The 20,284-nt window shown below is 72.4% G+C and carries 15 protein-coding genes and 1 pseudogene; 3 read left to right on the top strand and 13 right to left on the bottom strand.

The genetic code is table 11. From position 1 onward, the window contains the following. Positions 1-246: 246 nt before the first annotated feature. Genes ACFY2Z_RS06175 through ACFY2Z_RS06155 form a run of 5 tightly spaced genes read right to left on the bottom strand, consistent with a single transcriptional unit; the run spans position 247 to position 7,587 of the window. Positions 247-1,206, bottom strand: a complete 960-nt coding sequence (locus tag ACFY2Z_RS06175; RefSeq protein WP_390742987.1) for an ABC transporter substrate-binding protein — start codon at positions 1,204-1,206, stop codon at positions 247-249. 1 nt (position 1,207) lies between these two features. Continuing rightward, positions 1,208-3,148: an ABC transporter permease gene (locus ACFY2Z_RS06170; RefSeq protein WP_390742986.1), complete on the bottom strand. Its 1,941-nt coding sequence runs from the start codon at positions 3,146-3,148 to the stop codon at positions 1,208-1,210. Continuing rightward, entirely contained in the window at positions 3,148-4,485 is a 1,338-nt protein-coding gene (locus ACFY2Z_RS06165; RefSeq protein WP_390742985.1) for a betaine/proline/choline family ABC transporter ATP-binding protein, read from the bottom strand. The genes ACFY2Z_RS06170 and ACFY2Z_RS06165 overlap by 1 nt, the downstream gene beginning before the upstream one ends. Further along, a complete protein-coding gene (locus ACFY2Z_RS06160; protein ID WP_390742984.1) occupies positions 4,485-6,014 on the bottom strand; it encodes a GMC family oxidoreductase in 1,530 nt (509 codons plus the stop codon). The genes ACFY2Z_RS06165 and ACFY2Z_RS06160 overlap by 1 nt, the downstream gene beginning before the upstream one ends. Before the next feature lie 52 nt (positions 6,015-6,066). Continuing rightward, positions 6,067-7,587 (bottom strand): aldehyde dehydrogenase family protein, encoded by a 1,521-nt coding sequence (locus tag ACFY2Z_RS06155; RefSeq protein WP_390742983.1) that lies wholly within the window; start codon positions 7,585-7,587, stop codon positions 6,067-6,069. A gap of 193 nt (positions 7,588-7,780) precedes the next feature. Here ACFY2Z_RS06155 and ACFY2Z_RS06150 point away from each other — a divergent pair, with 193 nt between their 5' ends. Next, entirely contained in the window at positions 7,781-8,572 is a 792-nt protein-coding gene (locus tag ACFY2Z_RS06150; RefSeq protein WP_390742982.1) for a hypothetical protein, read from the top strand. A gap of 407 nt (positions 8,573-8,979) precedes the next feature. On the opposite strand, the gene ACFY2Z_RS06145 is transcribed toward ACFY2Z_RS06150, so the two are convergent. The 5 genes and pseudogenes from ACFY2Z_RS06145 to ACFY2Z_RS06125 form a co-directional block, all read right to left on the bottom strand. Beyond that, positions 8,980-9,969 carry a malate dehydrogenase gene (locus tag ACFY2Z_RS06145; RefSeq protein WP_355909200.1) on the bottom strand — a complete coding sequence of 330 codons (990 nt, stop codon included), beginning with the start codon at positions 9,967-9,969 and terminating at the stop codon, positions 8,980-8,982. A 535-nt stretch (positions 9,970-10,504) separates the two neighbouring features. Beyond that, positions 10,505-11,488 carry an XRE family transcriptional regulator gene (locus tag ACFY2Z_RS06140; RefSeq protein ID WP_390742981.1) on the bottom strand — a complete coding sequence of 328 codons (984 nt, stop codon included), beginning with the start codon at positions 11,486-11,488 and terminating at the stop codon, positions 10,505-10,507. 677 nt (positions 11,489-12,165) lie between these two features. After that, positions 12,166-12,453, bottom strand: a pseudogene (locus ACFY2Z_RS06135) (helix-turn-helix domain-containing protein); the annotation flags it as partial. A 291-nt stretch (positions 12,454-12,744) separates the two neighbouring features. Then, positions 12,745-13,233: a DUF3017 domain-containing protein gene (locus ACFY2Z_RS06130; RefSeq protein ID WP_390742980.1), complete on the bottom strand. Its 489-nt coding sequence runs from the start codon at positions 13,231-13,233 to the stop codon at positions 12,745-12,747. Then, positions 13,223-14,077 (bottom strand): bifunctional methylenetetrahydrofolate dehydrogenase/methenyltetrahydrofolate cyclohydrolase, encoded by an 855-nt coding sequence (locus ACFY2Z_RS06125; RefSeq protein WP_390742979.1) that lies wholly within the window; start codon positions 14,075-14,077, stop codon positions 13,223-13,225. The genes ACFY2Z_RS06130 and ACFY2Z_RS06125 overlap by 11 nt, the downstream gene beginning before the upstream one ends. A gap of 269 nt (positions 14,078-14,346) precedes the next feature. Between ACFY2Z_RS06125 and ACFY2Z_RS06120 the strand changes: the two genes are divergently transcribed. Continuing rightward, positions 14,347-15,006, top strand: coding sequence for an RDD family protein (locus tag ACFY2Z_RS06120; protein ID WP_390742978.1), 660 nt, complete (start codon positions 14,347-14,349; stop codon positions 15,004-15,006). 143 nt (positions 15,007-15,149) lie between these two features. On the opposite strand, the gene purH is transcribed toward ACFY2Z_RS06120, so the two are convergent. Beyond that, positions 15,150-16,724: a bifunctional phosphoribosylaminoimidazolecarboxamide formyltransferase/IMP cyclohydrolase gene (purH, locus tag ACFY2Z_RS06115; RefSeq protein WP_390742977.1), complete on the bottom strand. Its 1,575-nt coding sequence runs from the start codon at positions 16,722-16,724 to the stop codon at positions 15,150-15,152. After that, positions 16,721-17,368 (bottom strand): phosphoribosylglycinamide formyltransferase, encoded by a 648-nt coding sequence (gene purN / locus ACFY2Z_RS06110; protein ID WP_390742976.1) that lies wholly within the window; start codon positions 17,366-17,368, stop codon positions 16,721-16,723. The genes purH and purN overlap by 4 nt, the downstream gene beginning before the upstream one ends. Positions 17,369-17,721: 353 nt before the next feature. Here purN and ACFY2Z_RS06105 point away from each other — a divergent pair, with 353 nt between their 5' ends. After that, entirely contained in the window at positions 17,722-18,498 is a 777-nt protein-coding gene (locus ACFY2Z_RS06105) for a hypothetical protein (RefSeq protein WP_390742975.1), read from the top strand. A gap of 43 nt (positions 18,499-18,541) precedes the next feature. Here ACFY2Z_RS06105 and ACFY2Z_RS06100 read toward each other — a convergent pair whose 3' ends face one another. After that, the gene (locus ACFY2Z_RS06100; protein ID WP_390742974.1) at positions 18,542-20,137 is read right to left on the bottom strand and encodes a DUF6350 family protein; all 1,596 of its coding nucleotides are present in this window, start codon (positions 20,135-20,137) and stop codon (positions 18,542-18,544) included. Between the last annotated feature and the right edge of the window lie 147 nt (positions 20,138-20,284).

Raw genomic sequence — 20,284 nt, 5'->3', positions numbered from 1 at the left:
TAAGCACCGGCAAAGCCGTGACGCCTCCCACCCGACGGACGGCCGCCGCGAGGCCCCGGCCCTCGGGTTCGCGCGCCCGGGCGGGCATGCGGTCAGCCGTCGCCCTTGGACCGGGCGGTCCTGCCACGCCGTGGGGTCGGCATCGGAGGGGTGATCTGCTTGAGGTTCACCCGGGAAACGGCATCGCTGTCGCTCATGGGCAGACGCCGTCCCGAGAAAAGCGATTCCGAAGCGCCTTACGGCGGTTCAGGACAGCCATTTCTGCCAGGTGGACCGGTGACCCTCCACCCACTTCTTCGCGGCCTGGTCCGGAGTCAGCTTCTGGTCGGCGATCATCAGCGCGACCTCGTTCTGGTCCTCGGTGGTCCAGTTGAACTTCTTCAGGAAGGCCGCCGCCTTCCCGCCGTTCTTCGCGAAGCCCGCGTTCAGATACTTCTGCAGCGGGGTGTGCGGGTACGCGCAGGCGACCTTCGCCGCGTCCTGGTCGCAGCCCTCCTTGTACGGCGGCAGCTTCACCTCCGTCATCGGGACCTTCTTGAACAGCCACTGCGGTACGTACCAGTACGTCAGGAAGGGCTTGTGCTCCTTCGCGAACTGCCTCATCTGAGTGATCTGCGCGGCCTCCGAACCGGCGAACACCACCTGGTAGTCCAGCTTCAGGTTGTCCACCAGCGCCTTGTCGTTGGTGACGTAGGACGGCGAGCCGTCCATCAGCTGGCCCTTGCCGCCGCTCTCCGCGGTGCGGAACAGATGCGCGTACTTGTTGAGGTTGTGCCAGTCCGTGATGTCCGGGTGCTGCTTGACGAGGTACGTCGGGACGAACCAGCCGATGTGGCCGGTGACCCCGAGGCCGCCGCCCGGGGTGATGGTCTTCTTGTCCTCGACGTACCGCTTCTCCTGGTCGGGGTGGCCCCAGTCCTCCAGGATCGCGTCGACCCGGCCCTGGCTGAGGGCGTCCCAGGCGGGGATCTCGTCGACCTGGACGGTGTCGACCCGGTAGCCGAGCTCGTGCTCGAGGATGTACTGGGCCACGGCCACGTTCGACTGCGCCCCCACCCAGGACTGCACCGACAGGGTCACCGTTTTCGCGCCCTGGGCCCCCGCGAACGGCGAGGCCTGCTTGGTCATGTCGGCGGCACCGCAGCCGGTGGTCAGCCCCAGCACGGCGAGGGCGGCGGTCAGCGTCTTCGTGCGCGTACGAGCCATGTCACACTCCCTTCTTCGCGCGGCGCTCGGTCGGCTGGGTCACCCGGTCGAGCATCAGGCCGAGGCAGACGATGGCCGCGCCGGCCACCAGACCGGTCGCCAGGTCGCCCTGGGCGAGGCCGAAGACGACGTTGTAGCCGAGCGCGCCGCCGCCGACCAGACCGCCGATGATGACGACGGCGAGGACCAGGACCACGCCCTGGTTGACCGCGAGCAGCAGCGCCGGGCGGGCGAGCGGGAGCTGGATCTGGCGCAGTTGCTGGGCGCTGGTCGCGCCGAGCGAACGCGCCGACTCCAGGGCGGCCGGGTCGACCTGGCGCAGGCCCTGGGCGGTGATTCGGACGACGGCCGGCAGCGCGTAGACGATCGCCGCCGCGACGGCGGGTGCGCGGCCGACGCCGAACAGCGCGACGACCGGGATCAGATACACGAACTGCGGCATCGTCTGGAAGACGTCCAGGACCGGGCGCAGCAGCCGTTCGAAACGGTCACTGCGGGCGGCCGCGATCCCGATCGCGACACCGAGGACGACGGTGACGGCGACGGCCGCCAGCACCTGGGACAGCGTGTCCAGGGACGGCTTCCACACTCCGAGCACACCGGTGGCGGCCATCGCAAGGACGGCGGTGAGGGCGGTGCGCCAGGTACCGAGCAGCCAGGCCAGCGCGGCGACGACGAGCAGGACCGACCACCAGGGCAGCCACTGCAGTCCGGTGCGCACCGGGTCCAGGATCCAGGTGGTGAAGTGGGCCGCCCAGTCGGCGGTGCCGCCGACGAAGGGGACGCCCGAGTACAGATGGGCGGTCATCCAGTCGACGACACGGTTCACCGGCTCGGCGATCTTCACGGTCCATGCGTCGGGCCAGTCCAGACGGCCGGCGAGCCGCACGGCCAGGGCGACGGCGACGGCCGCGACGGCCACGTAGGCCCATCCGGCGCGTCCGCCGGGCCGCTCGGCCCCGGCTCCCGCCGCGCCGGTGACCCGGTCCAGGACGACCGCGAGCAGCACGATCGGGATGCCCGCGGCGAGCGCGGCGCCCACGTCGACGGAGGCCAGCGCCTGGTAGACGCGGTCACCGAGACCGCCCGCGCCGATCACGGAGGCGATGACCGCCATGGACAGCGCCATCATGATCGTCTGGTTGAGGCCGAGCAGCAGCTCCTTGCGGGCCAGCGGCAGCCGGGCGGTGAACAGTCGCTGGCGGGCGGTGGTGCCGAGCGACTCGACCGCCTCCAGGACCTCCTTGTCGGCGCCGCGCAGGCCCAGGGCGGTGAGCCGGGCCATCGGCGGGGCCGCGTACACGACGGTGGCGAGCACGGCCGCGGGGACACCGATGCCGAAGACCAGGACGACGGGCAGGAGGTAGGCGAAGGCGGGCAGCACCTGCATGGTGTCGAGGACCGGGCGCAGCGCGCGGAACGTACGGTCGGACAGGCCCGCGGCAAGGCCCAGCAGCGCCCCGAGCAGCACCGAGACGAGTACGGCGACCACCATGAGCGCCAGCGTCTGCATGGTGGGCACCCACATGCCGAGCAGACCGCAGGCGAGGAACGCGGCCCCCGTGCCGAGGGCCAGCCGGACGCCCGCGGCGCGCCAGGCCAGCAGCGCGGCGGCGACGGTCACGCCCGCCCAGCCCGCCGCGAGCAGCACCAGGTAGACGGCGCGGACGGACAGGACGACGGCGTTGCTGATGTAGCCGAAGAAGTACAGGAAGAGGGGGTGGCTGTCGCGGTTGTCGATGATCCAGTTGCTGGCCGAGGCCAGCGGCTTGGAGAAGTCGACGGTGAGCGCGTGCGGCCAGCTGCCGCTCGCCCAGCGGGCGTCGGCAAGCGGTACGAGGACGGCCGCGACGGCGGCGAGCAGCAGCAGCTTGCTCGCGGCACGATGCCTGAGCAGGCCGGGAAGCGTGACCTTGGGAGCGGTCGTGGTGAGCGTGGCCATCACACCGCCTCCTCGGCCTGCTCCGGTCCGTGCGCGGCGGCCTGGTCCGACGGGGCGGTCCGGTCCGAGGGGGCGGCGGTGTTCTGGTCCGTGTCTGCCGCGGTGTCCCCGTTCTGCTCCGCGTCGGCCGTGGCGGCCTGGTCCGAGGGGGCGGCGGTCTTCTGCTCCGTGCCGGTCGTGGCGCTCTGCTTCGTCCGGCCCGCGGCGCCCTGCTCGGGCTGGTCCGGACCGGTCACGGCGATCTGCTCCGCCTCGTCCGTGGCGGCCTGGGTCGTCCCGGCCACGACGCCGAGGAGGCGTGCGTGGTCGACGACGCCGAGGCAGCGGCCCCGGTCCATGACGCGGGCCGGGGAACCCGTGCGGGCGACCGCCTCGATCGCCTCCGAGACCGTGGCCTCCGGCGACAGCGCCGGACCGCCCCCCGTCTCCTCCGCGGACGCGGTCCGCATGGCCGAGCGGACGGTCATGACCTGCTCACGCGGTACGTCCCGGACGAACTCCCGGACGTAGTCGTCGGCCGGGGAGCCCACGATCTCCTCGGGGGTGCCCAGCTGCACGATGCGGCCGTCGCGCATCAGGGCGATGCGGTCGCCCAGCTTGAGAGCCTCGCTCAGATCGTGCGTGATGAAGACCATCGTGCGGCCCTCCTCGCGGTGCAGCCGGACCACCTCCTCCTGCATGTCGCGCCGGATCAGCGGGTCGAGCGCGCTGAACGGCTCGTCGAACAGCAGCACCTCGGGGTCGACGGCGAGCGCGCGGGCGAGTCCGACGCGCTGCCGCTGACCGCCGGACAACTGGCTGGGGCGCCGCTTCTCCATGCCCTCCAGACCGACCTTGACCACGAACTCCGCGGCACGCTCGCGGCGTTCGGCCCGGCCGATCCCCTGGACCTCCAGGCCGTAGGCCACGTTGTCGAGGACCGTGCGGTGCGGCAGCAGGCCGAAGTGCTGGAAGACCATCGCGGCCCGGTGGCGCCGCAACTCGCGCAACCGTGTCCTGTCCATGGCGCGGACGTCCTCGCCGTCGATGGCGATGGTGCCCGCGGTCGGTTCGATCAGCCGGGTCAGACAGCGCACGAGTGTGGACTTGCCGGAACCGGACAGGCCCATCACGACGAAGACCTCGCCCTTGCGGACGTCGAAGCCCACATCACGGACGGCGGCCGTGCAGCCGGTGCGTTCGCGCAGCTCGGCGGCCGGCAGCGCGGCCAGCTCAGGGTCGGCCGGGATACGGCCGGCCTTCGGGCCGAAGACCTTCCACAGGCCGTCGACCGAGAAGACGGGGGCGTCGGCGGAGTCGCCGGTGGGCGGCTTACGGGTGGGAACTGTGAGAGCCATCAGGCGTTACCTCCGAGCAGATCCGCGGCCTTCTCCCCGACCATGAGCACCCCGATCATCGGGTTCACGGCGGGCATGGTGGGGAAGACGGACGCGTCGGCGATGCGGATCCCGTTTAGACCGCGGATCCTCAACTGCGGGTCGACCACGGCGAGTTCGTCGGTCTCGGCGCCCATACGGCAGGTGCCGGCCGGGTGGTACACGGTGTGGGCGACCTTGCGCGCGTAGGCGCTCAGCTCCTCGTCGCCGGTGAGGTCCGGGCCGGGGCACACCTCGCGCTTCAGCCAGCCGGCCAGCGGCTCGGTCTTCGCGATCTCGCGGGCGATGCGGATCCCGTCGACGAGGGTGCGGCCGTCGTAGTCGTCCTCGTCGGTGAAGTAGCGGAAGTCGAGCGCGGGCTTCTCGCCGGGGTCGGCGCTCGTGAGGTAGAGACGGCCGCGGCTCTTCGGCTTGGGGATGTTCGGGGTCATCGAGACGCCGAACTCCGGCCGCTCGTAGCCGAGTCGTTCCGGATTGTCCGTGAAGGGGATCTGGTAGAAGTGGAACATCAGGTCCGGACCCGGCTGCTCAGGGTCGCGGCGTACGAACAGACCGGCGTCGCTGTCCATCGCGGAGTTCTCCGGGATCGGTCCGTGCGTCTCCCACACGATCACCGACTCGGGGTGGTCGAGCAGGTTCTCGCCGACGCCCGGCAGATCGAGCGCGACCGGTATGCCGAGCTTCTCCAGGTCCGCCTTGGGGCCGATGCCCGAATGCAGCAGCAGCCGCGGGGTGTCGACGGCGCCGGCGCACAGCACGACCTCCTGCCGGGCCCGTACGAGGATCTCCTCGCCGTCCTCGGTGCGCACGTGCACGCCCTGCGCGCGGGTGCCTTCCAGTTCCAGCCTGTGGGCCCAGGTCTCCAGGAGGATCGTCAGGTTGGGGCGCTGGTCCATCACCGGGTGCAGATACGCCACCGACGCGCTGGAGCGCTTGTTGTTCTCGGGGTGGTAGGCGAGGTCGAAGAAGCCGACGCCCTCGGTGAACGGCTTCTGGTTGAAGCCCTCCACGCGCGGCACGCCGATCGCCTCCTGAGCCGCGTCCACGAAGTCGCGGGCGATGGCGTTCCGGTCCTTCTCGTCGACCGGGACGATGTTGTTGAGCAGGCGGGCGTAGTACGCCTCCATCGGGACGGCGCCCCAGCCCTCGGCGCCGGCCGCCTCCCACTCGTCCCAGTCGGAGGGCAACGGCTTGAACGCGATCAGGGTGTTGTGCGAGGAGCAGCCGCCGAGCACACGGGCGCGGCTGTGCCGGATGTGGGAGTTGCCGCGCGGCTGCTCGGTGGTCGGGTAGTCGTAGTCCAGTTCACCGCCGAGCAGGCCCATCCAGCGCCGCAGGGTGAGAACGTCGTCGCGGCCGACGTCGCTCGGGCCGCCCTCGATGACGGCGACGGTGACGTCGGGGTTCTCGGTGAGCCGGGAGGCGATGACGGAACCCGCGGTGCCGCCGCCGATGACGACGTAGTCGTACACGTGCGTGTTCGGGTGCATGGGGAACTGCTCCAAAAGTGCTGTGGGGGGAGGGGACGGGGTGCGCGGGGGGTCAGCCCGCGAACCAGCGGACCGGCTGGGGAGCGAGGTTCTGGTAGACGTGCTTGGCCTCGCGGTACTCGGCGAGGCCCGCGGGGCCGAGTTCTCGGCCGATGCCGCTCTTGCCGAAGCCGCCCCACTCCGCCTGCGGGAGGTAGGGGTGGAAGTCGTTGATCCAGACGGTTCCGTGGCGCAGCCGGCCGGCGACGCGACGGGCGCGGCCCGCGTCGGCGCTCCACACGCCGCCCGCGAGGCCGTACTCGGTGTCGTTGGCGAGCACGACCGCCTCGTCCTCGGTGCGGAAGGTCTCCACGGTCAGGACGGGCCCGAAGACCTCCTCGCGGACGACCTTCATGTCCCGGTGGCATCCGTCGAGCACGGTGGGCTCGTAGAAGTAGCCGTCGGCCGGTCTGGTCTCGTCCGGCTCGGGGCGCTTGCCGCCAGAGCGCAGCACGGCGCCCTCGGCGAGCGCGGAGGCGACGTACGCCTCGGTCCTGGCGCGCTGTTCGGCGGAGATCATCGGACCGCACTCGACGCCCTTCTCGGTGCCGCGGCCGAGACGTATCCGGCCCGCGCGGCGGGCGAGTTCGGCGACGAAGCGCTCCTTGACGGACTCCTCGACGATGAGGCGGGAGCCGGCCGAGCACACCTGGCCGCTGTGGATGAAGGCGGCGTTGAGGGCCTGGTCGACGGCGGTGTCGAAGCCCTCGTCGGTGGCGCAGGCGTCGGCGAAGACGACATTGGGGTTCTTGCCGCCGAGTTCGAGGGCGACCTTCTTCACCCCGAGGGCCGCGGCCTGCGCGACCTTCGTGCCGCTCACGAGCCCGCCGGTGAAGGAGACAAGGTCCACGCCGGGATGCGCGGCGAGCCGGGCGCCCACCGAGTGGCCGGGGCCGGTGACGATGCCCGCCACCCCGGCAGGCAGTCCGGCCTCCGCGAGCAGCTCGATCAGGGCGACAGTGGTCATCGGGGTGATCTCGCTCGGCTTGATCACGAAGGTGTTGCCGGCGGCGAGCGCGGGGGCGATCTTCCAACTCGCCTGGAGCAGGGGGTAGTTCCAGGGGGTGATCAGGGCGCACACACCGACGGGCTCGTACACCACGACACTGTGGATGTCGGGCGAGCCGGCGTCGACGACACGGCCGGCGCTCTCACCGGCGACGAGGCCCGCGAAGTAGCGGAAGGCGTCGGCGACGCAGTCGATGTCGACGCGGCCCTCCTCCAGGGTCTTGCCCGCGTCGCGGCTCTCCAGGAGGCCCAGCTCTTCGCGATCGCGTACGAGGAGATCGGCGACTCGGTGCAGCAGCGCGGCGCGCTCCGCCGCCGACGTACGCGGCCAGGGACCCTCGTCGAAGGCGCGGCGGGCGGCCGCGACGGCCGCGTCGGCGTCCCGTTCGTCACCCTCCGCAACCAGGGCGAGCGGCTCGGCATCCGCGGGGTCGAGGATCTCGCGCGTGGCACCGGAGAGCGCTGCGCGCCACTCTCCTGCCACATGAATGGTCTGCGTTGCCTGCCGTGCCTGCTGTCCCGACATGATCGGTAATGCCTTCCGTTACTGTTCGGTCGCCCCGTGTCACCTGCGTGTCACCCCCCGGTGGGCTGCGTGCACCTGCCCCCGCGCCGGGGATGCATGCGTCCGTGTGACCGAAAGTGCTCCGCGTCACTGAAAATGCGGTCGAAAAGGGTGAAAAGTACGCTGAGCCTGAACTACTGGTGGAGGTGACGCGATGTTCCGGACGCATGGCTTCACGATCGCGACGCGCGCGACGGTGACTGCCGCGACGATGGGCCTGCTGTTCTCCCCCGTACTGGGCGGCGCGTCGTCGGCCAAGACCGGCGGCGACCAGAGCCCACAGCAGCTGGCCGCACAGGCTCAGGGCGCACTACGGAAGGCGGCATCGGTCCGGCTTCACTATCAGGACCGCAGCGCCGCCGCCGCGAACAGCATCACGCTGCCCACGGCGATGGACCTCGCGCTCGACCGTCGGGGCAACTGCGCGGGCACTCTGACCCTCGGCTCGCACGGGGGCATGGTCCAGATCGTCAAAAGGGGCACCGAGGTGTGGCTGAAGCCGAACACGGCGTTCTGGACGTCGGAGCTGCCGGGTGACCGGGGCGCCACCGCGGCCAAGACCTTCAAGAACCACTACATCCACGGCTCCACGAACGACATGGTCTTCAGCGGTGTCGTCAACGCCTGCAACCTCCAGGACCTCCAGTCGGCCGCGACGGCGGCGCCGCCGAGCACCCTGAAGGAGGGCCTCGCGACGACCGTGAACGGCACCCGGGTGGTCCCGCTGTCCTTCGAGGTGAACGGCATGACCTCGACGCTGTACGTCACGACGGGCAAGCCGCACCTGCTGTACCGCGCGTCCCAGAAGGGGCCGGGCACGGACCTGAGCCTCACCTTCACGGACTACAACAAGCCGGTTCCGGCCAAGGTCCCGCCCGCGAGCGCGTCACTGGACGTCTCGAAGCTGCAGAGCCTGCTGGGCTCTGCCTCGCCCGGGCCGGCCTGAGGCGGAGCCCAGGTGCGGCTGACGGTTCCGAGGTCGGTGTCGCGGCCGGGCGCGAACGGCGCGCGGGCCCGTTCCACCACCGCGCTCACCTCGGCGCGGCCCTCGGAGTCTCGGTCACCGGCGCTGGCCGCCCACCCGGCCTTCCGCACGGCATGGGACCGGCCCTGTGGACGGTCGCCCTGGTGGTCCTGGCCGCCACCGCCGTGGTGGTGGCCGGCTACGGCGACCGCACGCACCCGCCGGGTCGCCTCCGGCACGCAACGCGTGCCGTCGCGCGCGGGGCGGCCGTGACGAGAGCCCGGTCCGCGGCCCGGGGTGGTCCCGGACGGTGAGCGGAACGACCGCAGGCCCCGTCCCCGGAAGAACCGGGGCGGGGCCTGCGTGCGATCGCCGGGAGACCGGACGGGTCAGATGAGGCCGAGGGAGCGGACCGCGTCGCGCTCCTCCTCCAGCTCCTTCACCGACGCGTCGATACGGGCACGGGAGAACTCGTTGATGTCCAGGCCCTGGACGATCTCGTACTTGCCGTCCTTGGTGGTGACCGGGAAGGAGGAGATCAGGCCCTCCGGGACGCCGTAGGAGCCGTCCGACGGGATGGCCATGGAGGTCCAGTCGCCCTCGGCCGTGCCGTTGACCCAGGTGTACACGTGGTCGATGGCGGCGTTGGCGGCGGAGGCGGCCGACGAGGCACCGCGGGCCTCGATGATGGCGGCGCCACGCTTGGCGACGGTCGGGATGAAGTCGTCGGCGAGCCACTTCTCGTCGTTCACGACCTCGGCGGCGTTCTTGCCGGCGACCGTGGCGTGGAAGATGTCCGGGTACTGGGTGGCGGAGTGGTTGCCCCAGATCGTCAGGCGCTTGATGTCGGCGACCGAGACACCGGTCTTCTTCGCGAGCTGGGTCAGCGCGCGGTTGTGGTCGAGGCGGGTCATCGCGGTGAAGCGCTCGGCCGGCACGTCCGGGGCGGCGGCCTGGGCGATCAGCGAGTTGGTGTTGGCCGGGTTGCCGACGACGAGGACCTTGACGTCGTCCGCCGCGTGGTCGTTGATGGCCTTGCCCTGCGGCTTGAAGATGCCGCCGTTGGCCTCCAGCAGGTCACCGCGCTCCATGCCCTTGGTGCGCGGGCGGGCGCCCACGAGGAGGGCGACGTTGGCGCCGTCGAAGGCGACGTTCGGGTTGTCGCTGATCTCGATGCCCTGCAGCAGCGGGAACGCGCAGTCGTCCAGCTCCATGGCCGTGCCCTCGGCGGCCTTCAGCGCCGGGGTGATCTCCAGGAGGCGCAGCTTGACCGGCACGTCCGCGCCGAGCAGCTGGCCGGAGGCGATGCGGAAGAGCAGTGCGTAGCCGATCTGGCCGGCCGCGCCGGTGACGGTGACGTTCACGGGAGTGCGGGTCATGGCGTTCTCCGTAGGACAGCTGGCGGTAGGGCGTCGTCGCCCCGGGGTGCGGGATCCCCGCCGCCGGCTCGTGGCCGACGCCTGCCGCGATGATCGATCAAGGGTAGGGATGATCGATCTCTTGGCGTCAAGAGAGATCCAGCGGTCAGGCTATCGCGCATCCGTGATCCCGCACTCCCGGGCCCGTGTGGCCCGTCCCACAACCGGCCGAGGGCGGCGTCCGCCCGCTTCGGGGGGCGCGAAGGGGCGGCGGCCGTCCGCTCCGAAGAGGGGGGACTGAGCGGCGGCCGCCGCAGGGGGACGTCCAGCCGGAAGGGTTGCCGGCCTTCCGGCGCTGCCGGACTCCCGTGGGGGTAACGTGCGCCTGCCCCGTGACGGCGGGCTCATGCATGGCGAGGGCGATTCTTTTCGGCAGGTCTTTCGTCAGGGCCTTTCGGCCGGTCCTGCCGGCGTCTTCGGCGGGGACGCGGCCTTGTTCCGGGCGCCTCCCGGGCACTGGAAGACAGCTTCGCGCGCGCCCCTCAGGTCGTACGCGCTACTTCGTGCACCCCTTGCGCCCCGACGCGAGCGTCACGCACGCCTTCGCGGCGGCCGGGTCCTTCACGGACACCATGGGGGTGTACGCGTCCGTGTCCGCCGCCCCGGTCACCGAACCGGTCTGCTCGGCCGATCCGCTCGCGGACACCTCGACCGTGTCGCCCGGTGCCGCCCGCGTGACCCGGGCCCACGCCGCTGCGCACGTCCTGCTGTACCGGACCTCGACGAGGGTCGTGCCCACGGTGGCGGTGGCGGTGCTCCTGGCCTGGGTGCCGCCGCAGCCCATTTTCTCCGGGTCCTTGCCGGTGCAGCCCGCGCCACCGCACCGGACGCCCACCGGCAGGTGCGGGCTCGCGCTCGCCGACGTCGGGGCCGGTGCGGGCGCCCCGGCGGACTTCTTCCCCTCACCGCCGGTGAGGAAGAAGGCCACCCCGATCACCACGAGCGCCCCGGCCAGTCCCGCGAGGAACATCACCAGCCGCCGCCTGCGCTGTGCGTCCGGCCGTCCGGCGCCGGGAGGCCCGCCCGCCGTCGGGGGTCCGAACTCCGACGCGGGTCCGAACTCCCCTGCCGGGCCGGCCGTTCCCGGCGGGCCCGTCCGTGCGTCACCCGCGGTGCCCGGGGTCCGAGCGGCCCTCGGCTGCGGCTCCCCGGGTGCCGTGCGCACCTCGGAGATCCGGGCGGCCTGCGTGGTCATGTCGTGGTGCGTCTCCGCGCGGCTCCAGGCACGCTCGGCCGGCTCCCACAGGGCGATGAGAGGGACGGGATCGGTGCCTGTCACCTCGGCCAGGGCGACGACGGCGCCCTTCGGCGGGAGCAGTCGGCCGGCCAGATAGCGTTCCCAGGACGTCTTGCTGTAGCCGGTGCGGTCGGCCACGGCGAAAACGCTGAGCCCGCTGTGGTCCACGAGCCGCCGCAGCTGTCCTGCGAACTTGCTCACCTGCGGATCCAGTTCCTCGGGCAGGGCCTTCCAACGAGGCATCGCTTCCCCCTCATTCCCCCGGTGTGCGCTGAGGCGGCCCCCTGACGGGTGCGGGCGCTCGGGACGCCCCCGGACCGTCCCGAGGGGACACGTTAGCCCCGGCTCAGCGAGCATTCGGGGCCATCCGCGAACTTGTCGACGCATCGGCACAACAGGGACACGGCGGCGACCTCAGCAGTCACACCGGGCTCAGGTCACCCGAACGTGAAGGCACCGGCGACGGCGACGACGAGCAGCACCAGCAGGGCGAGGAGCGCGGCGAGCAGAAGCCGGCGTCCGGCGGGCCGCGACCGGGGCTCCACCTCGGGCAGGTCCCACCACGGAACGGTCGGATCGTCCTCGTACTCCCCCGGCACGGGACCGTCCACAGCTGTGGGCACGGGACCGGTGCCGGCCGGGGCGGGTACGGGCCCTTTGCCCGTCGGGGCGGGCATGGGAGCGCCGGCCGTCGGGGCGGGTACGGGCCCTTTGCCCGTCGGGGCGGGCATGGGAGCGCCGGCCGCCGGGGCAGGCACGGGAGCGCCACCCGTAGGGGCGGGCATGGGAGCGCCGCCCGTCGGGGCGGGTACGGGCCCTTTGCCCGCCGGGGCAGGCACGGGAGCACCACCCGCCGGGGCAGGCACGGGAGCACCACCCGCCGGGGCAGGCACGGGGTCGGCGTCCGCCGGTGCGGGGAGCGGGGCGGGCTGGCGGGGCCAGGCGTCCACGGCCAGTTCCCAGCGCACACCGAAGCGTTCGGCCTCCTCGCGCTTCAGTCCCGCGACCCGGCACAGCGCGACGACCGCCTGGCGGGGCGGCGGCTGGGAGGCGTTGAGATAGCGCTGCCAGGACGACTTGCTGTACGCGGTGCGCGCGCCGAGAGCGACGAGGCTGAGTCCGGTGCGGTCCTTCAGGAGCCGCAGCTGCTCCACGAAGTGCCGTACCTCCGGCGGCAGACCGTCCGGCAGCGGCTGCCAGGCGCCCATCGCTCACCCCTCCGCGTCACCCCGGCCCAAGCGTCCATCCGTTCGATTGACGGTGTCAGGGGTCGGATCGGTTCCGCCGGGAGGCACACGGACTATGGCGGAACGGTCACTTCCGTGCCACAGCAGCCCCTCAGGTGTTGAACGGCTCACGCTCGTACACAAGGGTGATTCCCGGGCGCCCGGCCTTCCACGGGGGAGAGGCCGAGCGCCCCCTTCCCGGTACGACGACGGCGGGCCGCCCCTTCAGGAGAAGGGGCGGCCCGCCGTGGTGCGGGTGCGACGGCCGTCGCCTCAGGCGCGGACCGTGAAGTGCAGCGTGTCGTCCAGGAAAGGTATCTCCAGCCATGGATTGGGCTGGGCCATCATCGCGAGCAGCACGATGGCCAGGCCCAGGACGCCGTAGGTCACCATGTCGGTGAAACGGGACCGCACGGCGAGCATGCCCACGTCGGGCAGTGTCCAGCGCATCGCCGCACCACCCAGCAGCGCGACGCCGATCAGGATGGTGCCGAGGCGGAACGCGTCCAGCGCGGTCACCAGCAGCCCCAGCCCGACGACGCCCAGCACCACGAGGATCGGCCACTGCCGGGCGGGCGCGGGCGCGTCACGGGGCGCCGCCCGGCCGCCGCCCTCGGGCCGCGCGGTGTCCCGGGTGACCCGCGGGAACCGACGGGTCGTCCGCAGCGGCCGGCCGGCGTCGTCGGAGGCACCGACCGCGTCCCGCACGACCGGCTCGGCCTCCTTGTCCCGGGTGCCCTCGGGCTTGCCGTCAGCCGACACTGCGCTCCGCCGCCTCGACCACGTTGACGAGCAGCTGGGCACGGGTCATGGGGCCCACACCGCCCGGGTTGGGGGAGATCCAGCCGGCCACCTCGGCGACGCCCGGGTGCACATCGCCGACGATCTTGCCCTCGGCGTTGCGGGAGACACCGACGTCGAGGACGGCGGCGCCCGGCTTGACGTCCTCGGGCCGGATCAGATGCGCGGAGCCCGCCGCGGCGACGATGATGTCGGCCCGCCGCAGATGCGCCGAGAGATCGCGGGTGCCGGTGTGACACTGGGTGACCGTGGCGTTCTCGCTGCGCCGGGTCAGCAGCAGCGGCATCGGGCGGCCGATGGTCACGCCCCGGCCGACGACCACGACCTCGGCACCCTTGATCTCGACGCCGTAGCGGCGCAGCAGGGTGAGCACGCCGTTGGGGGTGCAGGGCAGCGGCGCCGGCTCGTTCAGCACCAGGCGGCCGAGGTTCATCGGATGCAGGCCGTCCGCGTCCTTCTCCGGGTCCATCAGCTCCAGGATCCGGTTCTCGTCGATGCCCCTGGGCAGCGGCAGCTGCACGATGTAGCCGGTGCAGTCCGGGTCCTCGTTCAGCTCACGGACGACCGCCTCGATCTCCTCCTGAGTGGCGGTCGCGGGCAGTTCGCGCTGGATCGACGCGATGCCGACCTCCGCGCAGTCGCGGTGCTTGCCCGCGACGTACTTCCGGCTGCCGGGGTCGTCCCCGACCAGGATCGTGCCGAGGCCGGGCGTGACGCCCTTCTCCTTCAGCGCCGCCACGCGGGCGGTCAGATCGGACTTGATCGCGGCTGCGGTGGCCTTGCCATCGAGAATCTGGGCGGTCATGTCTCCCATCCTCGCGGATGACCCGCCCCCGGTTCCAATCCGGGTGGGAACGGATGCGGACGGTCGTCGGCGGCCGCTTCCGGCGCCGAATGATCATCCACATTGCGACTGCACAACACATGTCTCCGCTGACTGGACAAATCGTCACCGCTGCTAGAACGATGAACGGCGCAGTTCTGCGGTTCATGTTCGGGGGGCAAACCGCTCAGTTCGTGACGTTCCTCCGCGCAATCCGCACCGTCCCCATGCGTCAACGGAGGAAACCGGCCATGAGTTTCGGCTCGCCCAACAACCCCTACGGTCAGCCGCAGAACCCCCAGCAGGGGTACGGCTACCCCCAGCAGGGTCAGCAGCCCGGCTACGGCTACCCGCAGGCACCGGGCGTGCCGCCGCAGGGCGCCTACGGCTACCCGCAGACGCCGGGTTACGCGGGCCCTCCCGCTCCCCGGGTCGCATCCATGGGCCGCCGGTTCGGCGCCCGTCTGATCGATGGCGTCGTCTTCGGCGTCATATACGCCGTCCTCGCCGTCGTGGGTGTCGCCGGTGCCGTCGGTGCGGCCAAGAACTGCGACCCGAACGCCGCGGACTACAACACCTGCATCAACAACGCCGGCTCGGACATCGCGGCCAAGTTCGGCGCCGTCATCGGCGTCCTTGCGATCATCGGCCTGCTCTACGAGTGGCTGATGGTCGGCCTGGTGGGCCGCACCCTGGGCAAGATGGCCGTCGGCCTGCACGTGGTGAACGCCGAGACGGGCGGGAAGCCGGGCCTCGGCAAGTCGTTCATCCGCTGGATCATCCCGACGGTCGGCGCCGTGCTCTGCGGCATCGGCCAGCTCCTGGTCTACCTGTCCCCGTTCTGGGACAAGTCCGGCCGCCAGCAGGGCTGGCACGACAAGGCCGCGGGCACGATGGTCGTCCAGAACTGACCGCACCGCACGAAGGGCCGTGCCCCCCGGCAAGGGGAGGCACGGCCCTCGGTGTGTCGTCCCGCGGCGCACGCCCGCAGGGGACGTCCCCGGGGAGGCCGGCCTCCGCCCGCCGGCGGCCGCCGGCCCCGCGCCCGCCGGTGTCAGTGGAAGAAGTGGCGCGTGCCCGTGAAGTACATGGTCACGCCCGCCTTCTGCGCGGCCTCCACGACCTGCTCGTCACGGATCGAACCGCCCGGCTGGACAATCGCCTTGACGCCCGCGGCGATCAGGATCTCCGGGCCGTCGGGGAACGGGAAGAAGGCGTCCGAGGCGGCGTAGGAACCGCGCGCCCGCTCCTCGCCGGCCCGCTCGACGGCCAGCTTGCAGGAGTCCACCCGGTTGACCTGGCCCATGCCGACGCCGACCGAGGCGCCGTCCTTGGCGAGCAGAATGGCGTTGGACTTGACGGCACGGCAGGCCCGCCAGGCGAAGGCCAGCTCCTTCAGCTCGTCGGCGGTGAGCGCCTCACCGGACGCCAGCGTCCAGTTGGCCGGGTCGTCGCCGTCGGCCTGGAGGCGGTCGGTGGCCTGGAGGAGGACGCCGCCGTCGATCTGCTTGGCCTCCACCCGGTTGCAGGGGCCGTTCGGGGCCCTGAGCACCCGGATGTTCTTCTTCTTGGTGAGGGCCTCCAGCGCGCCCTCCTCGTAGTCGGGCGCCACGATGACCTCGGTGAAGATGTCGGCGACCTGCTCGGCCATCTCCTTGCTGACCGGCCGGTTGACGGCGATGACACCGCCGTACGCGGAGACCGGGTCGCAGGCGTGCGCCTTGCGGTGCGCCTCGGCGACGTCCGCGCCGGTCGCGATGCCGCAGGGGTTGGCGTGCTTGATGATTGCGACGCACGGCTCGTCGTGGTCGTACGCGGCACGGCGCGCGGCGTCCGTGTCCGTGTAGTTGTTGTACGACATCTCCTTGCCGTGCAGTTGCTCCGCCTCCGCGAGGCCGCCGCCGTTGCCGTCGACGTAGAGGGCGGCGGGCTGGTGGGGGTTCTCGCCGTAGCGCAGGGTGTTCTTGCGCTCGTAGGTGGCGCCCACGAAGTCCGGGAAGGCGTCCTCGGCGTTCTCGTCGACCGGCGCGTACGAGGACGCGAACCAGGAGGCGACCGCGACGTCGTACGAGGCGGTGTGCTGGAAGGCCTCCGCGGCGAGCCGCTTGCGGGCGGGCAGGTCGAAGCCGCCGTCGCGGACCGCGGCGAGGACGTCGGCGTACCGCTCCGGGCTGGTGACCACGGCCACGGACGGATGGTTCTTGGCAGCGGCGCGGACCATGGAGGGGCCGCCGATGTCGATCTGCTCGACGCACTCGTCGGGGGACGCCCCGGAGGCGACGGTCTCCCGGAAGGGGTAGAGGTTGACGGCGACGAGGTCGAACGGCTCGACACCCAGCTCGGCGAGCTGCTGCCGGTGGCTGTCGAGGCGCAGGTCGGCGAGGATGCCCGCGTGGACCTTGGGGTGCAGGGTCTTGACCCGGCCGTCCAGGCACTCGGGGAAGCCGGTCAGCTCCTCGACCTTGGTGACGGGAACGCCCGCGGCGGCGATCCTCGACGCGGTGGAGCCGGTGGAGACGAGCTCGACACCCGCCTCGTGGAGGCCTCGGGCCAGCTCTTCGAGTCCGGTCTTGTCGTAGACGCTGACGAGCGCGCGCCGGATGGGCCGCTTGGTGCTCTCGGCGGTCACTGGATAACTACCTTTCGTCCCTCAATGCGGTAGCCGTTGCGGGCGAGTCGCCCCACGACCTCGACGAGCAGCCTTCGCTCGACTTCCTTGATGCGCTCGTGCAGAGCGCTCTCGTCGTCCTCGTCCCGGACCTCCACCACGCCCTGAGCGATGATCGGTCCGGTGTCGACGCCGTCGTCGACGAAGTGGACGGTGCACCCGGTGACCCTGGCGCCGTACGCGAGCGCGTCCCGCACACCGTGGGCTCCGGGAAAACTGGGCAGGAGAGCGGGGTGGGTGTTGACGAACCGCCCGCCGAACCGCGCGAGGAACTCCTTCCCCACGATCTTCATGAAGCCCGCGGAGACGACGAGGTCGGGCTCGTGGGCCGCGACGGCCTCGGTGAGGGCCGCGTCCCAGGCCTCACGGCTCTCGTGGTCCTTGACCCGGCACACGAAGGTGGGCAGCCCGGCGCGCTCGGCACGGGCGAGGCCCTCGATGCCGTCGCGGTCGGCACCGACGGCGACGATCTCGGCCCCGTAGGCGGGCCCGGCCTCGGCGATGGCGTCGAGGAGCGCCTGCAGATTGGTGCCGGACCCGGAGACCAGGACGACCAGGCGTTTGGCCGCGGACTCGGAGGCGGTCTCGGCCACGGACTCGGCCACGGCGGGGCCCTTTCTCGGGAGAGCGTTCGTGCGGTCGCTCGGCGAGCGGATGCCCGGGAGAGCGTTTGTATGGTCGTACGAATGCTTCGCGTCCCCGAATACGGGGAAGTCTACGAAGCGGTCGACCGTCAGCAACGATACCGGCACTCCGGACGGCCCCCACGGGACGGGGGCGTGGCCGGAAGGTAGCGTCTGCGGGGGAACCGCCCGGGGAAGCGGATCGACGCGGGGGAACGACGCGCCTGCGCGGGACGTTGATCCGGGCAAGAACGCCTGCCCGGGCGTGCCCGCCTCGCGGCACCCTCCGCCGACGAGCCGCCCGCCAGATTCACCAAGGGGAAGACGCACACCTGATGCCGGACCGCAGTCTCCGACTCCCTCCGCTGCTGCTGCGCGAGCGGCGCCCTTCTCCTGTGCCGCCACGGGAGAGCGACGAGACCCCTGGGAACGGGGGCGACTCCGCGAGCGGCGGGCGGGGCCAGGGGACGCCCGCGGACGACAACCCCTTCGCACCGCCGCCGGAGGGCACCCCGGACCAGCCCTGGCGGCCGCGCCACCCGGCGCCCGGCAAGGGCGAGGGACAGGACGGCTCCGACGACGACGGACGTTCCGGGTGGGGCAGCCAGTGGAGCGACCGGCAGCCCGGCCCCTCGGGCGGCCGCTTCGGCGACCGTCCGGGCGGCTCCGGCGGACAGGGCGGTCCCGAGGGACCCGGCGGTCAGGGCCCCGCCCTGCGCTGGGACCCCACGGACCCCGCCCAGCGGCGTGCGCGCTATGCCCTGCTGTCCGGCATGTGGGCCTTCTTCTTCGCGCTCTTCAGCTGGCCGTACGTGGCCCTGCTGCTGGGCGCGCTGGCCGTGTACTGGGGCGCGAGCGCGCTGCGCGCCAAGCCCCGCACCCCCGACCCGAACAGCTCGGCGCCTCCGGCCCGTCCGCAGACGACGGCGGCGATCAGCGGTCTGGTCACGGCGACCCTGGCGATCGCGATGGTGGCGGCCACGTTCACGGCCCAGTTGGTCTACCGCGACTACTACACCTGTCTGAACGACTCCCTGACGGCCGCGGCGAAGCACTCGTGCAACGACCTGCTGCCGAAGGATCTGCGGGGAGTTCTGGGCACCCAGAACTGAGCCGTCGGCCGGCTCCCCCGGCGGCAGGGCGCCCCAGTGCCTCTCACGGGTTCGTTCCCGGAGGCGGCGGGGGCTCGTGCATCCCGAAGTCCGACAGGAACGGGTCCACCTCCCCCGACAGCACCCCGTACGGCTGGAGATCGGGGTCCTCCCACAGCACGCGGCCCGGCTTGCGGGCCCCCGCCGGTTCGGGTGCCGTCGGCGACGGCACCGAGGGGGCGGTCGGTGCGGGGTTCTCCCCTGCCTGCCGGGGCCATGGCCACCACACCCGCCGCCGTCCGCTCCGCTCCGGCTTGGCGCTCCCGCGCAGCCGCCAGGCCCGTACGCCCAGCGCCACCGGCAGTCCCGTCGCCACCGTCCAGCCGGCAGCCGCACCGCCCACCTGCCACCCCACCGGCCCGAAGTGCGCCAGCGCGGCCACCCCGAGCGGCCCTCCCGCCGCCTCCGCGAGGCCGCCGAGCAGCACCCCGCACACGAGCGCCGCCATCGCCGTGGCCGCCGCCGCCCGGCCCGCCGACCACGCCGTGTCCCGGTCCCGCCGCGGCTCCCCGCCCCGGCACGCCGCCCCCGCCACGAACCATCCGACCGTCACCCCCGCCACGGCCGGCACCGCCCCCACCGCCCACGCCAGTGGCCCGCCGCCCGCGACCGGCACCGCCGCCAGCAGCGGAAAGGAGGGCAGGGTAGCCGGGGGCCGGCCCGTCGACAGCGGCCCCACGGCATGCCCCGCCCCCAGCACGAACCCGGGCCCGAGCGCGTAGGCCGCGCCCCACACCGCCGCGTTCGGCACCAGCGCCAGGGCCAGCAGCAGGACCGCGCACCAGCCCGACCACCCCGCCGTGAGCTGGGGGAACGACGCCCGCGCGGCCGCGCCGTGCCACACCAGTGACGCGCCCACGAGCAGCGTGCCCCCGCCGACGAGCGTGGCCCCGCCGGCCAGCGCGGCCCGCACGGAGACCGCCAAGCACCTCCGCCCGCCCGCGTCCGCCGGCCCGGGCCCGGCCGGGGAGAGCCGCGCGAGCACCCGGCGGACCCACACCGGACCGTCCGGCCGCCCGTGCGCCGTCCACACACCGGCCCCCACCACGACCACGGTGACCAGCGGCAGGCAGAGCGTGATCCAGGCCCACGACGGCCGCAGGTTCCCGCCCGAGGCGTACAGCGCCGCCACCGAGCCGACCCCGAGGTACCCCGCCGTCACACCGGGCCAGGCCGTGCGCGCCGGGATGAGCGGGGCGTCGTCCGCCGCGCCTTCGAGGTCCTCCGCGTCCTGCGCGCCGTCCACCGCGTCGCGTCCCGCCCGGTACAGCAGCCACACCGGCAGTACGGCCAGCAGCAGGGGTGTCACGCCGACGGGCGCGGGCACCCCGGAGAGCGTCTCGGTGCGGACGAGGACGACACCGTGCGCCAGCAGCCAGAGGGAGGCCGCGAGGCGCAGCGCGCCGCCGGGGCCGTTGTCGGGGAACGGAGAAGTGATCCACAGCAGGATCACGAGCAGGGCGAGCGAGCCGAGTCCCAGCGCGGCGGCGACGGCGCCGCCCAGGAGACTGCCGCCCAGCCCGGGCCATCGGTCGCGCGACCGGGTGAGCGGGGGCGACGGCGGGGTGCGGCGGTCGGTCCATGGGGTCACGCCCGCCATGCTCCCAACGACACGCGCTTTCCCGTCGTAACAGGGGAAGCACCGATGTGTCGCTCAATATACGTTTATGTACTTTGTTACACGGAAGGCCGCAGGCCGCCCTGCGACGCAGGGTTCCGCCTCCCCGCAACCGCGGGGCGAGCGGCC

The sequence above is a fragment of the Streptomyces sp. NPDC001222 genome (assembly GCF_042896945.1).
Classification (GTDB): Bacteria; Actinomycetota; Actinomycetes; order Streptomycetales; family Streptomycetaceae; genus Streptomyces; species Streptomyces gibsoniae.
This window is presented reverse-complemented; position numbering and strand designations above follow the sequence as displayed.